The 14680-nt window shown below is 71.2% G+C and carries 11 protein-coding genes; 9 read left to right on the top strand and 2 right to left on the bottom strand.

Annotated features, from left to right (window positions below; genetic code table 11):
* Nucleotides 1-24: 24 nt before the first annotated feature.
* Nucleotides 25-1743, bottom strand: a complete 1719-nt coding sequence (locus ACZ63D_RS36045; protein WP_465358807.1) for a DEDD exonuclease domain-containing protein — start codon at nt 1741-1743, stop codon at nt 25-27.
* Nucleotides 1744-1863: 120 nt separating this feature from the next.
* Here ACZ63D_RS36045 and ACZ63D_RS36050 point away from each other — a divergent pair, with 120 nt between their 5' ends.
* From ACZ63D_RS36050 to ACZ63D_RS36065, 4 genes are all read left to right on the top strand, one after another.
* A complete protein-coding gene (locus tag ACZ63D_RS36050; RefSeq protein ID WP_465358808.1) occupies nt 1864-3270 on the top strand; it encodes an NYN domain-containing protein in 1407 nt (468 codons plus the stop codon).
* Nucleotides 3271-3787: 517 nt separating this feature from the next.
* On the top strand, nt 3788-4009 hold the full coding sequence (locus ACZ63D_RS36055; protein WP_465359010.1) for a hypothetical protein: 222 nt from the start codon (nt 3788-3790) through the stop codon (nt 4007-4009).
* Between the two features lie 426 nt (nt 4010-4435).
* Nucleotides 4436-5497, top strand: coding sequence for a C40 family peptidase (locus tag ACZ63D_RS36060; protein ID WP_465358809.1), 1062 nt, complete (start codon nt 4436-4438; stop codon nt 5495-5497).
* A 516-nt stretch (nt 5498-6013) separates the two neighbouring features.
* Entirely contained in the window at nt 6014-7171 is a 1158-nt protein-coding gene (locus ACZ63D_RS36065) for a glycosyltransferase family 4 protein (protein WP_465358810.1), read from the top strand.
* A gap of 7 nt (nt 7172-7178) precedes the next feature.
* On the opposite strand, the gene ACZ63D_RS36070 is transcribed toward ACZ63D_RS36065, so the two are convergent.
* Nucleotides 7179-7790 carry a nucleoside/nucleotide kinase family protein gene (locus ACZ63D_RS36070; RefSeq protein WP_465358811.1) on the bottom strand — a complete coding sequence of 204 codons (612 nt, stop codon included), beginning with the start codon at nt 7788-7790 and terminating at the stop codon, nt 7179-7181.
* A 307-nt stretch (nt 7791-8097) separates the two neighbouring features.
* Here ACZ63D_RS36070 and ACZ63D_RS36075 point away from each other — a divergent pair, with 307 nt between their 5' ends.
* From ACZ63D_RS36075 to ACZ63D_RS36095, 5 genes are all read left to right on the top strand, one after another.
* Nucleotides 8098-9327, top strand: coding sequence for a cytochrome P450 family protein (locus tag ACZ63D_RS36075; protein WP_465358812.1), 1230 nt, complete (start codon nt 8098-8100; stop codon nt 9325-9327).
* 45 nt (nt 9328-9372) lie between these two features.
* On the top strand, nt 9373-10659 hold the full coding sequence (locus ACZ63D_RS36080; RefSeq protein WP_465358813.1) for an adenosylmethionine--8-amino-7-oxononanoate transaminase: 1287 nt from the start codon (nt 9373-9375) through the stop codon (nt 10657-10659).
* A 140-nt stretch (nt 10660-10799) separates the two neighbouring features.
* Nucleotides 10800-12974, top strand: coding sequence for a SulP family inorganic anion transporter (locus tag ACZ63D_RS36085; RefSeq protein WP_465358814.1), 2175 nt, complete (start codon nt 10800-10802; stop codon nt 12972-12974).
* A gap of 85 nt (nt 12975-13059) precedes the next feature.
* On the top strand, nt 13060-13785 hold the full coding sequence (gene bioD, locus ACZ63D_RS36090) for a dethiobiotin synthase (RefSeq protein ID WP_465358815.1): 726 nt from the start codon (nt 13060-13062) through the stop codon (nt 13783-13785).
* A 162-nt stretch (nt 13786-13947) separates the two neighbouring features.
* Nucleotides 13948-14547 (top strand): DUF2567 domain-containing protein, encoded by a 600-nt coding sequence (locus ACZ63D_RS36095; RefSeq protein WP_465358816.1) that lies wholly within the window; start codon nt 13948-13950, stop codon nt 14545-14547.
* The last annotated feature ends 133 nt before the right edge of the window (nt 14548-14680 follow it).

Here is a 14680-nt window from a genome sequence, read left to right on the forward strand (position 1 = left end):
CCGCGCACGCCGCTGCGGGGCGGCTCAGCCCGCGACATGTTCGAGAGACCGGGCGTCCGCGACCCGGGCGAGCCAGGATTGCCAGCCCGCGACGGCGGCGGGCTCCGCCCACGGCCGGGTGGTGCGGACGAGCCGGGTGCCCGGCCGGGCGAGCCAGCGCAGCAGGATCCCGACCTCCTCGCCAGGAGCGCCCCGCAGCGGACCGTCGCCGGGCAGCACCGTTTCCCCAGCGGCGACCAGGGATTCGACCACCGGCATCGGCGGGACCCCGCGGCGGGCGACCCCGGCGGAGGCGAGCCTGCCGTAGCGGATGACTGACAGCTCCCAACCGCCGTTGCCGTCCGGAGCCGCGGCGATGAGTTCCGCGACCGACGCGAGCGCGGCCTGGCGGTGCGCGCGGCCGACGGCACGGACCAATCCGGCCAGTTCGTCGCGGTGCCGGGCGGCTTGTTCGTAATGCCTTCGCTCCGCCATCTCCTCCAGCCTCGCCGCGGCCAGGTGCAGCGGACGGCCGTCGTGGCCGGCGATGAGCCCGCGAGCGGCTTCCACTGCGGGGGAGTACTCGGCGACGGTTTGCCTGCCCGCGCACGGCGCTCCGCAGCGGCCGAGTTCCGCCAGGACACACGGCGTGCCGGACGCCTTGGTGGCGGAGATGCGCTGCGTGCAGGTGCGCAGACCGGAGGCGTCGGCGAGGGTTTCGGCGGCGGTGCGGGCGTCGGCTTGGCTCCGGAACGGCCCGAGCGTGCCCGAGCGCGGCAGGCGGACCACGGAGAGCCGGGGGAAAGCCTCGTCGGTGAGGCTGATCCACCAGGCGTGGTGCGGGTTTTTCGAGCGCCGGTTGTAGGCAGGCCGGTGTGCGGCGATCAACCGCAGCTCGCGGATCTCGGCTTCGAGGGAATGCGCGCACTCGATAGCGTCCACCCGCTCCGCCAGCGCGACCATTTCCCGGATCCGGCCCCTGCTCTCGGAACCGGTGAAATAAGTCCGCACGCGCCGTCTCAGGTCCCGCGCGGTGCCTACGTACAGCACTTCGTCGCGCGGTCCCTTGAAGAGGTACACGCCGGGCCGGGAGGGAAGGTCGGCGGCGAGGTTTCGCTTGCGGCGCTGGGCTGGCGTGACGTCCGGGAGGTAGTCGATCAGTTCCTCGACGGTGTGCACGCCGAGGTTGCCGACCCGCTCCAGCAACGCGTGCAGGACGTCGGTCGTGGCGCGGGCGTCGTCGAGCGCGCGGTGCGTCGGCCGGGTGCGCGCGCCGAGCAGCATGGACAGCGACGACAACCGGTAGCTGCGCGCTTCTTCCCGCGGGATCACGCGGCGCGCGAGCTTCACCGTGCAGACGACGGTGGGGCGCGGCCAGACGTAGCCGTGCCCCTCGCAAGCGGCCTTCATGAAGCTGGTGTCGAAGCCGGAGTTGTGCGCGACCAGCACGGCACCCGAGATGAACTCCAGGAACGCGGGCAGCACGCGGTCGATCCGCGGCGCGTCGTAGACCATCGCCTGGGTGATCCCGGTCAGCTCGACGATCTGCGGCGGGATCGGCGAGCCCGGGTTGACCAGGGTCGCGAACTCGCCCAGCACCTGTCCGGCGCGGACCTTGACCGCGCCGATCTCGGTGATCCCGTCCGGGCCGGGTTTGGTGCCGGTGGTCTCGAGGTCGAACACCACGAACGTGGTGTCCCGCAGCGGGGTGCCGAGCTCGTCGAACGCCAGCTGAGCCTGCTGCGGCCGCGGTCGCGTCTCCATGATCGCGCACAGTAGGACCGACCACCGACAATCTTCGCGCCCGCCGCCCGCGGCCCGATGGTGACCAGCGGAACGGCCCGGTGCGGCGCGGGATCCGGCGGCGGGGCCTACCCTGGACCAATGCACCCCCAGCCCGTCGAACCGGAAGAAGCCGCGGAGGCCGTCGGCCCCTCGGCGGTTCCGGCGCGGGCGGGGGAGGACGCCGAGGTCCCGGAAGCGGGGACGTGTCCGGAACCGGCGACGTGGACGAGCCTGCCGGAGGCGGTGCGCGAGCGGATCGCCGAACTGGCCGCGGCCGCGGTCGCGAAACTGCCGGTCGCGGACGTGCCGCGGCAGCTGCGGCCGGTCGCGAAGTTCGCCCCGGCCAAGCGCGCGAAGCTCGGCGGCACCGCGCTGCTGACGGCGCTGGGGGACTCCGCGCAGTTCCGGACCGCGGTCCTGGAATGGCTGCGCGAGCACCGGACCGACGCGCTGGACCCGAACGTTTCGGATTCCGTCGCCGCTGCCGCCGCCGCGGTGCTGCTCGGCGAATCCGGTGCGGCCGGCCGCGTGCGGTTGGTCGCGAAGAACGCTGAAGAAACCGCGTTGCGCGCTGAGCGGGACGCGGTGCTGGCCCGGAACCAGCGGCTGGAAGCCGAGATCGCCGAATTGCGGGTCGAGCTGGAAGAGGCGCGCGGAGCCGTCGAGAGCGCGCGCGGCGAACGCGAGGCCGAGGTCGAGAAGCTGCTGCGCCGGCTGCGCGAGCAGGGGGTGCTGCTGCGGCAGGCGAAGGACGCGGCCGAGGCGGCGCGGGCCGAGCTGGCCGCCGGGGGCGCGACGCGGGAACGCGAGATCGAGATGCTGAACGCGCAGCTCGAGCGGGAACGCCGCCGGGTCGCCGCGGAACGCACCCGTGCCGAACGGGCGGTCGCGGAAGCGGAGATGGCCCGGCAGTCGGCGCGCGAGGCCAGGGAGGCCGACGAGGTCCGGCTGGCGCTGCTGGTGGACACCATCGACGGCGCCGTGCACGGCCTGCGCCGCGAACTCGCTTTGGGCGACCGGGGCGACCGGGGCACGCGGCCCGCCGACCTGGTGAGCGGTGCGCGGTCCGGGCTCGGCCCGGGCGGGCGGATCCAGGATGTCACGGCGCTCGACCGGCATCTGGCGCTGCCCAACGTCCATCTCATCGTCGATGGCTACAACGTCACCAAAACGGGTTACCCGGAGCTGGCGCTGGCCGATCAGCGGGACCGGCTGGTGCATCAGCTTTCGGCGCTGGCGGCGCGGACGTCGGCGGAGGTCACGGTGGTGTTCGATGGGGCAGGCGTGCTGTCCGTGCCCGCCGCGGTGCCGCGCGGCGTCCGAGTGCTGTTTTCCGAGCGTGGCGTGCTCGCCGACGACGTGATCCGGTCTCTGGTCGCGGCCGAGCCGAAGGGCCGTCCGATGGTCGTCGCGACGTCCGACCGGGCGGTGGCGGATTCGGTCCGCGCGGGCGGCGCGCACCCGGTGGCTTCGGCGGTGCTCGTCAGCCGATTGGGTCGAGTCTGAGCCTGCCGCGGAGCGCGGGCGGGCGAAATTGTCGGTGGTGCTTCCTACCGTTTGTTCCCGAGGCGATTCCCGGAACCAGTCCGGGGCCTCGCGGAGGAACGGAGGCTGGGCGATGGGCGAGAACGAGCGGGAGTGGTTCGGGACCGGGTTCGGAACGGCTGAGGGCGCCGCGGGAGTTCGGGCCGCGGCTGGTCCGGGGGAGCTGACCGGTGGTGCGGAGGCCGGTGCGGCGGAGCGGTCTCGGCCGCCGGACCGGGGCGGTCACCCGGGCGGGGCGGGTTCGGCGGTGAGCCTTGCCACTGGAGTGAGCCCGGCCACCGCTGAGGCACGGGACCGGGACCTGGAGGCGTGCCGGGAAAACGGTGTTTCGGCTGGTTCCGGCGGGAGTGCTGAGGCCCCGGCGTCGCCAGGCGAAGGCGAGCGGGCTGGAGCCGCTAGCCGACGGCGGTCAGGGCGGCGGCACGCGGGGGCGACACTCGTTCCCTCCCGCCAGGAAGAGCACCGGCCGGCCGGCGCGGTGGACGTCGCGATCGAGGACATCGACACGTGCGTCGTCGACTGCGACCGGTGTGCGGTGCGCGGGGCGGCGTGTGCCGATTGCGTGGTCAGCGTGCTGCTCGGGCCGCCGGTCGGTCTCGTCTGGGACGCGGACGAACGGCGGGCTGTCGACGCGCTCGCCGAGGCGGGGATGGTGCCGCGGCTGCGCCTGGTTCCGGAGCCCGACAGTAGGTCGGCGTGACCCCAGCGGGTGACACTGACTCGCCGAGCGGTCGCCTCGATGCGGTGAACGGTAAGTAGTCGAAGGGGTCGTTTGAGCTGCCACGGCGTGTGACCTAAGTCACGTGTAACTGCCTTGCTGGTCCGATGGTGTTTCGCCGGACTACGGAGAGTTTTTACGGGGGGCCCGGTGGACGCGCCGACGGTCTTTTCGTAACCTGGCCGAGATCTCGCGCCAGTCAGCTGTCGGACGACGGCGACGCGGGATCGCCGCCGGTACGGCTTTGTCGGGGAGTCAGACCGGAACCAACCACCGTGCGCGGAAAAGCTGTCGGGATACACGACGGCCGGAACGCGGACGGGCAGCGTGCGCGAAGAGGGCCCCCGACCTCTTCCGCGCCGGGGTTCCGGCCACGGCGGCCGACGAGCAAAGGAGACCCGCGCGGCCGTGCAGTCGCATCCAGTCAAGCGCGTGGTGTCAGGTGCCCTCGCGGCAGCCTCGGTGATCGCAATCGTCACCGCGGCGCAGCCGGCGGGCACCGCAGCCGCTTCCCCCCTCCCCGTCCTCCAGGCCCCGCCGGACTCCGGTTCGGACGCTCTCGCCAAGTACCGCGACCTCGCGGCGCAGGCGGAGAAGGCGAACGAGGACCTCCTCAAGGCCAAGGACGACCTCGCCGCCCGCCAGGGCGACCTCGACAAGGCCAACGGAGACGTGACCAACGCTCACAACCTCTCCGCGCAGGCCGCCGAAAACGAGAAGAAGTACCGGGTCGACGTCGACAAGTTCGCGAACGCGTCGTTCCTGTCCGGCGTCCAGATGAACAAGCTCTCCGCGCTGCTGGCGGGCACGTCGACGCAGGAGTTCCTCGACCGTTCGTCGGCGCTGGACCAGATCGCCTCGCAGAAGGCCGCCGCGCTGGAGAAGCTCCAGGGCGCGGTCGACCAGGCCAAGGCCGCCGAGAAGCTGGCCGCCGACGCCGCGCAGCGGGCCACCGCGGCGCGCGACGCCGCGGCGAAGCTGACCGAGGACATCACCGCCAAGAAGAAGACGCTCGACGACCAGGTCGCCGAGCTGAAGCGGACGCAGCCGCTGCTGAGCGCAGCGGACCGCAACGCGCAGAAGGACACCGGCGGCGACGTCTCGGTGGATCTCGCGAACGCCGGCCCGGCCGCCGCGGCCGCGGTCCAGGCCGCGCTGAGCCAGCGCGGCAAGCCCTACGAGTGGGGCGCCACCGGGCCGAGCTCGTACGACTGCTCGGGCCTGATGCAGTGGGCCTACAAGCAGGCCGGTATTTCGCTGCCGCGCTCGAGCCGCGAGCAGAGCACCACCGGCACGCCGGTTCCGCGCAGCCAGCTGCAGCCCGGCGACCTGGTGTTCTACTACACGCCGGTCTCGCACGTGGGCATGTACATCGGCAACGGGATGATGGTGCACGCGCCGACCACCGGCGACGTCGTCAAGATCTCGCCGCTGCAGAGCCAGTACGTGGGCGCGCGCCGGGTCGCCTGACCGGACGTTCTCGCTTTCACCGGGGCGGTGCCGCATTGCGCGGCGCCGCCCCGGTGTCGTTTGCGGAGTACGCGTCGGTTTCCCGTAGTGGGCGCGAGGGGTCGATCGCCGTGGTGGTGGCCGGGAGTTCGGCGGGGTCGTGCCTCCGCTGCTCGGGAGTCTCGCCGACGCCGAACACCGGCTCCGCCTTGGAGCGCGTCGGCTGTGCGGGCTCGGGGCGGCAGGAAGACCGGCGACAGCGCGGCGAAGACCGGCACGCGGGCCGGTGTCGTTTGTGGGGGGACTGTGCGTCGGTGGACCCGCGAGCCGGTCGCCGTTGAGGTGACTGGGGTTTCGCTGCCGCTGGCCGTGCTCGGGTTTCGTGCGGGATTGCGCGCTGACGACGGGCGATGCGGGGCAAGACGTTGCCGTGCCAATGCGCGCCGGGCAGTCCGACCGACGTTCGCACTCAGCCAAGGCCGCCCCGCGCGGCCCCGTGTCGTCTCCCCGGCAACTGCTCGTCGGTAGCCTGCGGGGGTGCTGAGGACCCTGCTCGTGACGAACGACTTCCCGCCGCGCCCCGGGGGCATCCAGAATTACCTCAATTCGCTGGCCACCCGGCTGCCCGCGGACGACCTCGTCGTTTATGCGCCCTCCTGGGAGCGCAGCAGCGGTTCGCACGTCGAGTTCGACGCGGCCGCGCCGTTCGAGGTGGTGCGCCATCCGACGTCGCTGATGCTGCCCACGCCGGACGTCCTGCGCCGTGCGAAGCAGATCATGCGGGCCCGTGACTGCGAGGCCGTCTGGTTCGGTGCGGCCGCTCCGCTCGCGCTGCTGGGGCATCCGCTGCGGCAGGCCGGTGCGCGCCGGATCGTCGCGTCCACGCACGGCCACGAAGTCGGCTGGTCGATGCTGCCGGGCTCGCGGCAGGCGTTGCGGCGCATCGGTGAGACGGTCGACGTCGTCACGTACGTCAGCAAGTACACGCGCACTCGGTTCGCCGCCGCGTTCGGCCGGCATGCTGGGCTGGAAATGCTGCCGAGCGGGGTCGACACCACGGTTTTCGCGCCGGACCCGGCCGGGCGCGAGGAAATCCGCGCGCGGCATGGGCTTGGGGACCGGCCGACTGTCGTGTGCGTTTCGCGGCTCGTCCCGCGCAAGGGACAGGACATGCTGATCTCCGCGCTGCCCGCGATCCGCGAGCGCGTGCCCGGTGCGGCATTGCTGCTCGTCGGCGGCGGTCCGTATCGCAAACGGCTGACGCAGCTGGCCGAGGCGCTGGGTGTGGCCGACGACGTGGTCTTCACCGGCTCGGTGCCGTGGGAGGAACTGCCCGCGCACTACAACGCGGGCGACGTCTTCGCGATGCCCGCTCGCACGCGCGGCAAGGGGCTCGACGTGGAAGGACTCGGCATCGTCTACCTGGAGGCGTCCGCGACCGGGCTGCCGGTGGTCGCGGGGACGTCCGGCGGCGCGCCGGAGGCGGTGCTGGACGAGGTGACCGGGCACGTGGTCGACGGCCGCGACCCAGCTCAGCTCGCGGAGACTCTGTCGGCCCTGCTGTCCGACCCGGTGCGCGCCCGCAGGATGGGTGAGGCGGGCCGTTCGTGGGTCGCCGAGCACTGGCGGTGGGACACGATGGCGCGGCGCCTCTCGACGCTCCTGGACGGCGATCCGGTGGCGGCGGTGCGCTGATCCGGGATCAGGGTTCGTAGATCGCCGGGTGGCGCGGGTCGTCCACGCGGACCACGACGTCCGCCAGGGCACTCGGGTCGACTTCGTTTTCGTAGCGTTCGTAGGCGGGCAGCGCCCATTCCTCGGCGACCTGGCGGCGCAACGCACCCGGTGAAAGCCACAAATGCACCACGAAATCGAACGCCAAGCCCGCGCCGAGCAAGAATTCCCCGTCGACCAGGACGACGCCGCGGTCCGGGACCGGGACGCGCGGCAGTCTGGTCGCGCGGTCGCGTTCGGCGTCCCACAGCGCGGGCAGCACTTCGCCGCTTCCGTCGTCGGCGAGCGGATCCAGGACTTCCCGGCGCAGACCGCCCAGATCGAGCCAATCGGTATAGCGCGCGTCCGGATTTTGTTTCCCGTGCTCGAAACGCAGGGATGCTGGTCGCAGAAAGCCGGCCGCGGGCACGTGCAGCGCGGCGCGGCCGAGCAGCCTCAGCGGGGCGGTCAACGCTTCGGCGAGCGGGCCCGTACCGGCTGCGCCGTCGATCGCGACCGCGATTCGGCGGCGGGTCAGCGCGTTGACGCGCTCGGTCAGCTCGGCGGCGAGCGCGTCGGGGGAAATCGGGCGGTAGCGCACGATCCTATGATCCCGCACTGGTTCCGCCATGAGGTCGGCATGGCCCACGAGGAGGGTGAGACCGGGCGAAGTGGTTGGGAGACAGCGGTTTCCCGCACGATGCTGTAGCCGGGCAGCCGGGTGTGGGAGTTCCTGCTGGAGCTCGAGGTCGTCGATCTCGGCCAGCGCGGCACGCTCAAGATCCGCCAGGACCGGCTGGCGAACGTGGCGGAAAAGGCCGAGCGGCGGGCATAGTGGAAACACGTGGTCGAGCGCGTCGAGGCGGCATTGGCCGAGCGCTGACCGAACTGCTCAGGGGGTCTCAGCAGTGAGCGTCGACGAACATACCGAGGAACTCCCTTTCGCGGACGAGGAATTCTGGCAGAGTCCGCACGAATGGCTGGCGCAGCGGCGCGAATCCGGCGCGGTGTGCCCGATAATCGCCCGGCACGGCATCCCGTCCTACTTGGTCAGCGGATACGAGCAGGCACGCGAACTGCTCAACGATCCGCGCGTCAGCAAGGACAGCGCGGACGTGCAGCGGGTGGTCGCGGCGAAGGTCGGCCAGGAGGTCAAGGGGCCGGACTTCAGCACTCTGCTCACCCGGCACATGCTCAACAGCGATCCGCCGGTGCACACCCGGCTGCGCAAGCTGGTGAACAAGGCGTTCACCGCCCGCACCGTCGCCCGGCTGGGGCCGCGGATCCAGGAGATCGCCGACGCGCTGCTGGACGGGATGGCCGGGCACGAGCAGGTCGATCTCGTCCAGGCGTTCGCCGAGCCGTTGCCGATCACCGTCATCTGCGAACTGCTCGGCGTGCGGATCGAGGACCGCGGCGAGTTCACCGCCTGGTCGCACCTGCTGCTGTCGTTCGCCGCGGAAGAGGAAGCACAAGCCGCGGCGGCGCACGACATGCAGCGCTACTTGCAGCAGCTGGTCGAGAGCAAACGCGCCGAACCGGCCGAAGACCTGCTCTCGGATCTCGTGCACGCCAGCGACGAAGGCGATTCGCTCGACGGGGACGAACTGATCTCGATGGCGTTCCTGCTGCTGATCGCCGGGCACGAAACCACGGTCAACCTGATCGCCAACGCCGCGTTCGCGTTGCTGCGCGAGCCCGGACAGGCGGAGAAACTGCGCGCCGATCCGAGCCTGATGCCGGGTGCGGTCGAGGAATTCCTCCGGTACGACGGACCGATCAACTTCGCGACGCTGCGCTACACCGTCGAGGAAATCGAGGCGGGCGGCGTCACCATTCCGCGCGACGAATTCCTCAACATTTCTCTGCTGTCGGCCAATCGGGATCCGGAGAAATTCCCGGACCCGGACAAGCTCGACGTCACGCGGCCGCCCGGCGGGCACCTCGCGTTTGGGCACGGGATCCACTACTGCGTCGGCGCGCCGCTGGCCCGGCTGGAGGCGCAGATCGCGCTGGGCTCGCTGCTGGCCCGGTTCCCGAAGCTGAGTCTGGCCGTTCCGGCCGAACGCGTCGTCTACCGGCCGAGTTCGCTGGTGCACGGCGTGCTGGCGCTGCCGGTGCGGCCGCACGGGGCGTAGCGGCTGTCACTGCGATTCCGCCCGCCGCCCGGTTAGGGTCGGCGGGTGGAACCCAGTGCTGCCGATCTCCTCGCCCTCGATGCCGCGCACGTCTGGCATCCCTACGCGCCGATGCCGGGCCGGGTGCCGCCCCTGCTCGTGGAAGAGGCGAGCGGGGTGCGGTTGAAGCTCGCCGACGGACGGGAACTGGTCGACGGCATGTCGTCCTGGTGGGCGGCGGTGCACGGCTACCGCCACCCGGTGCTCGACGCCGCGCTCGCGGAGCAGGCCGGGCGGATGAGCCACGTGATGTTCGGCGGGCTTACCCACGAACCCGCGATCACGCTCGCGAGGACTTTGGTCGAGATGACGCCGGACGGGCTCGAGCACGTGTTCCTGTGCGATTCGGGCTCGGTGTCGGTCGAGGTCGCGGTGAAAATGTGCCTGCAGTACCAGCGTTCCCGCGGACTGCCCGGCAAACACCGGCTGCTGACGTGGCGCGGCGGCTACCACGGCGACACCTTCACGCCGATGAGCGTCTGCGATCCGGACGGCGGCATGCATTCCCTGTGGCGCGGCGTGCTGCCGGAGCAGGTTTTCGTGCCAGCGCCGCCGTCCGGGTTCGGCACTTCGGTCGATGAGTCCTATGTGGACGAATTGGCGAAGGCGATCGAGCGGCACGCGGGCGAATTGGCCGCGGTGATCGTGGAGCCGGTGGTGCAGGGTGCGGGCGGGATGCGGTTTCACCACCCCGGCTACCTGCGCGCGTTGCGAGACCTGACCAGAGAGCACGACGTGCTGCTGGTTTTCGACGAGATCGCGACCGGATTCGGCCGTACCGGAAAGCTTTTCGCGGCTGAGCACGCCGGCGTGACGCCCGACGTGCTGTGTGTCGGCAAGGCGCTCACCGGCGGCTACCTCACGATGGCCGCCGCGTTGTGCACGCCGGAAATCGCCGGCGGCATCGCGCGCGGCGAACTTCCGGTGCTCGCGCACGGCCCGACGTTCATGGGAAATCCGCTGGCTTCGGCGGTGGCCAACGCTTCGCTCGGGTTGCTGGCCGAAGGCCAGTGGCAGGCCGACGTCGCCCGGATCGAAACCGCGCTGCGGCAAGGACTGGAGCCAGCCGGGGAGCTGCCGCACGTCGTGGATGTGCGCGTGCTGGGCGCGATCGGGGTGCTGCAGCTCGATCACGAGGTGGACCTGGGCATCGCAACCGAAGTGGTGACAGCCGAAGGCGCGTGGTTGCGGCCGTTCCGTGATTTGATCTACGCGATGCCGCCGTACCTCAGCACCGACGCCGACCTGGCGGTGATCACGTCGGCGATGCTGGCCGCCGCGACGAAAGCCTGAGGTTCCTTCGGGTTTCGCGTGGCTGCCCGTAGTGGATCTTGCCTGGTCGCGCAACCCGATCGTGGGTAATTCGATAAAGATCCACTCCATAGAGTGGGACATAGCGGACATTTCACAGGAATCCCGGTTTCCTGGTCGGCATGAGACGACTTGCCGTGCTTCGCCACGACGTGCCCGCCTCGCTCGTGGTTTTCCTCGTCGCGGTCCCGCTTTCGCTCGGGATCGCCCTCGCGTCCGGCGCCCCGATCGTCGCCGGCCTGATCGCCGCCGTCGTCGGCGGCGTGGTCGCCGGTGCCCTCGGCGGCTCTCCGCTGCAGGTCAGCGGGCCCGCGGCCGGGCTGACCGTGCTGATGGCCGAGACGATTTCCACCTTCGGCTGGAAGGTCACCTGCCTGATCACCGTCCTCGCCGGGGCGCTGCAGATCCTGTTCGGCCTGAGCCGGGTCGCCCGGGCGGCGCTGGCCATCTCGCCGGCGATCGTGCACGGGATGCTCGCCGGCATCGGCGTCACGATCGTGCTCGGCCAGCTGCACGTGCTGCTCGGCGGGAAGGCGCAGAGTTCGGCGCTGGAGAACATCGCCCGGCTGCCCGCGCAGATCGCCGCGCACCACGACGCCGCCGCGCTGATCGGCGTCCTGACCCTCGCCATCCTGCTCGGCTGGTCCAGACTTCCCTCGGCGGTAAGGAAAATCCCCGGCCCGCTGGCGGCGATCGCGGTCGCGACGCTCGTGTCCCTGGCCGCCGGGATGACGCTGCCGCGCGTCGAACTGTCCGGCGATCTGCTGCAGGTCCGCTTCACTCCGCAGCTGCCCGACGGCGGATGGGGCCAGGTGGCGGTCGCGGTGCTGACCATCGCGCTGATCGCCAGCGTCGAGAGCTTGCTGTCCGCGGTCGCGGTCGACAAACTCCAGAACGGCCCGCGGGCCGATCTGAACCGCGAGCTGATCGGCCAGGGCGCGGCGAACATGGTCTCCGGCGCGCTCGGCGGGCTTCCGGTCACCGGCGTGATCGTGCGCAGTTCCACCAACGTCGCGGCCGGGGCACGCACCCGGGCGTCCGCGGTCCTGCACGGCGTGTGGGTCCTGGTGTTCGTGGTCGCGCTCGCCGGGGTGCTGGAGTCGATTCCGCTGGCCGCGCTGGCCGGGCTGCTCGTGCACGTCGGCGCGAAGCTGGTCAATCCCGGTCATCTGCGGCAGGTGCTGCGGCACGGCGATCTGCCGCTTTACCTGGTGACGGTCGCCGGGGTGGTCGTGTTCGACCTGCTCACCGGCGTGCTCGCCGGGATCGTGCTGGCCGTGCTGCTGATGCTGCGCCGGACCGTGTGGTCGGGCGTGCACGCCGAGCACCACGGCGGCGAATGGCGCGTGATCGTCGAAGGCGTGCTGACGTTCCTGTCGGTGCCGCGGCTGACGAAGGTGCTCGGCACGATCCCGGAGGGGTCGAAGGTGACGCTCGAACTGGTCGCCGACTACCTCGACCACGCGGCGTTCGAAAGCCTTTCCGCCTGGCAGCAGGCGCATGAACGGACTGGCGGCACGGTGGTCGTCGACGAGATCGGGCATCCGTGGTTCGCCAAGGGCAAGGAAGGCCGTCCGACGCTCCGGCGCACCGCGGCGGCCGGTGCGATGCCGAGGTGGCTGGCTCCCTGGTCGGCTTGGCAGGCCGCGGACGTGCGGGTGCCCGGGCAGCGCACGCACCGGGGCGCGACCGAGTTCCAGCGCCGGGCCGCGCCGCTGCTCAAGGACGTCCTCAGCGGGCTCGCGCACGCGCAGCAGCCGCACACGCTGTTCATCACGTGCGGTGATTCCCGGATCGTGCCGAACCTGATCACCACGTCCGGTCCGGGCGACCTGTTCACCATCCGCAACATCGGCAACCTCGTGCCGCCCGGGCAGGCCGACCCGTCGACCAACGCGGCGATCGAGTTCGCGGTCGGGGTGCTGGGAGTGCGGGAAATCGTGGTGTGCGGGCATTCCTCGTGCGGGGCGATGGGCGCGCTGGCCAGCGGTCCGCCCGCGGACACCGCACTCGCGACCTGGCTGGTGCACGCCGAACCGAGCCGGAACCGGGCCGGGGCGGTGACCCTCGCCGGGGAACGGCCGGAGCGCGAACCGGACCGGCTGGCGTTGCACAACGTCCTGCAGCAGCTGACGCATTTGCGGCAGTACCCGCTGGTCGCCGAGGCCGAAGCGCGCGGCGAGCTGGCGCTGACCGGGCTGTACTTCGACGTGGGCGCGGCGCAGGTGTACCTCGCCGACCCGGCGAAGGGCGAGTTCGTGGCCGCGGGAGCGCCCGCGGCGGCCCCGGCCGGCTGACTCGGGCCCTCGCGCGTGCCGCCGGGCGCGCGCGAGGGAACCCCGAGTGTTGACATCGGAGAGCACGTCAATATCTTGATGGCTCGTGACGACGCTCGTGATGACCGGAACCGGGACCGACGTCGGCAAAACGGTCGCCACCGCGGCGATCGCGGCGCTGGCCCTCGCGCAGGGACAACGCGTCGCGGTGCTGAAACCCGCGCAGACCGGCGTGCTCCCCGGCGAGGCGGGCGACCTCGCCGAGGTGGAGCGGCTGGCGGGCAAGGACCTGACGACCCGCGAACTGCGGCGGTACCCGGATCCGTTGTCCCCGGAGGCCGCGTCCCGGCGGTCCGGGTTGCCCACGGTGGGGCCTGGCGAAATCGCGGCTGCCGCGAGCGAGCTGGCTGCGGCGCACGACCTGACGCTCGTTGAGGGCGCGGGCGGGCTGCTGGTGCGGTTCGATCCGCAGGGGAGCACGCTGGCGGACGTCGCGTGGTCGTTGGGGGCACCGGTGGTTCTCGTGGCCCAGGCTGGGTTGGGGACGCTCAATACGACCGCGTTGACCGCTGAGGTCGCTACTCGGCGTGGGTTGAATGTCGTCGGGGTGATCATCGGGTCCTGGCCGGAGGATCCGGACTTGGCCGCGTTGGAGAATCTTCGGGATTTGCCGGTGGCGGCGGGGGCGCCGTTGCTGGGGGCGCTTCCGGCTGGGCTGGGGGCGGTGGATCCGGAGACGTTCGCCGAGCGGGCCCGGCTGGGGTTGTCGCCGTGGTTTGGCGGGGAGTTCGACCCGGAGGCTTTCACCGCTGCTGCTTTTGCGCAGAGCTGACTTTCTGGCGTCCAGGGCGGTGAGTTTTGGGCGGTTGGCCTAGGGCGAGACCGCGGGTTTTTATCACCCGGACCGCGGGCCGTTCGCGGCTGGGTTGGGTGCAACCGGTTACTCTCAGTCCTGCATACGCTGGGAACGCACGGGCAGGGAAGGGAGCCTCGGGTGGTCGATTCCGCGGGCAGGGCGGCGCATCGGTCGTCGGGGGTGGCCGAGGGGTGGTCGGTGCCGGTGTTGTTTCCGCCGCAGCGGCCGCGGGTCGTGGTGAAGGCTGATCTTCTTCCCGCGGTGAGTGTTCTTTCCACCGCTGCGTTGCTCGGGATTCCGATGGGGTGGTTGTGGTCGGTCCTCGCTCCGGCTGAGCGGGTGCGGGTGGTTGGGCCTGGCGGGCAATTGGCTCCGTTGGAGCTGGAGAGCTGGCATCGGTTCGACGATCTGGCTGTGTTCGGGTTTTTGGCCATGGCTGGCGGGTTGCTGATCGGGCTGGTCGTGTGGTTCCTGCGGGAGCGGCGGGGGCCGGTGGTGCTGGTGGCGGCGACGGGCGGGGCGTTGCTGGCGGCTTGGCTGGGGACGCAGATGGGGCCTGCGTTCGCCAATTCCCGGTATTCGGTGGATGCGCCGCCTGCGTTGGGGGCGGTGATTGAGCAGGCGCCCCGGATTGAGACGGGGTGGGTGGTGCTGGCTGCTCCGTTGGTGACCTGTTTGGTTTATGCGTTGATGACTGCCTGGAATGGGCGGGAGGATTTGGGGCGGCGGCTGGGGTGAAGGCGTCGGGTGTCGGCTCGTCGCCCTGGGGGGCGACATTGCCGTGGGGGTTGTGGGGGCACCCCGAAGCTGGATTGTGACGACGGCGCGGGGGTGCTTGTCAAGGCGGGAAAGATGCCTTGACAAGCACCCC

The sequence above is a fragment of the Amycolatopsis sp. NPDC104775 genome (assembly GCF_055583325.1).

Excerpts from the sequence above, each read along its gene's own strand:
- ACZ63D_RS36050 (WP_465358808.1), top strand. The coding sequence starts at position 1,864 with ATGCACCCCCAGCCCGTCGAACCGGAAGAAGCCGCGGAGGCCGTCGGC.
- ACZ63D_RS36045 (WP_465358807.1), bottom strand. The coding sequence starts at position 1,743 with ATGGAGACGCGACCGCGGCCGCAGCAGGCTCAGCTGGCGTTCGACGAG.
- ACZ63D_RS36085 (WP_465358814.1), top strand. The coding sequence starts at position 10,800 with ATGAGACGACTTGCCGTGCTTCGCCACGACGTGCCCGCCTCGCTCGTG.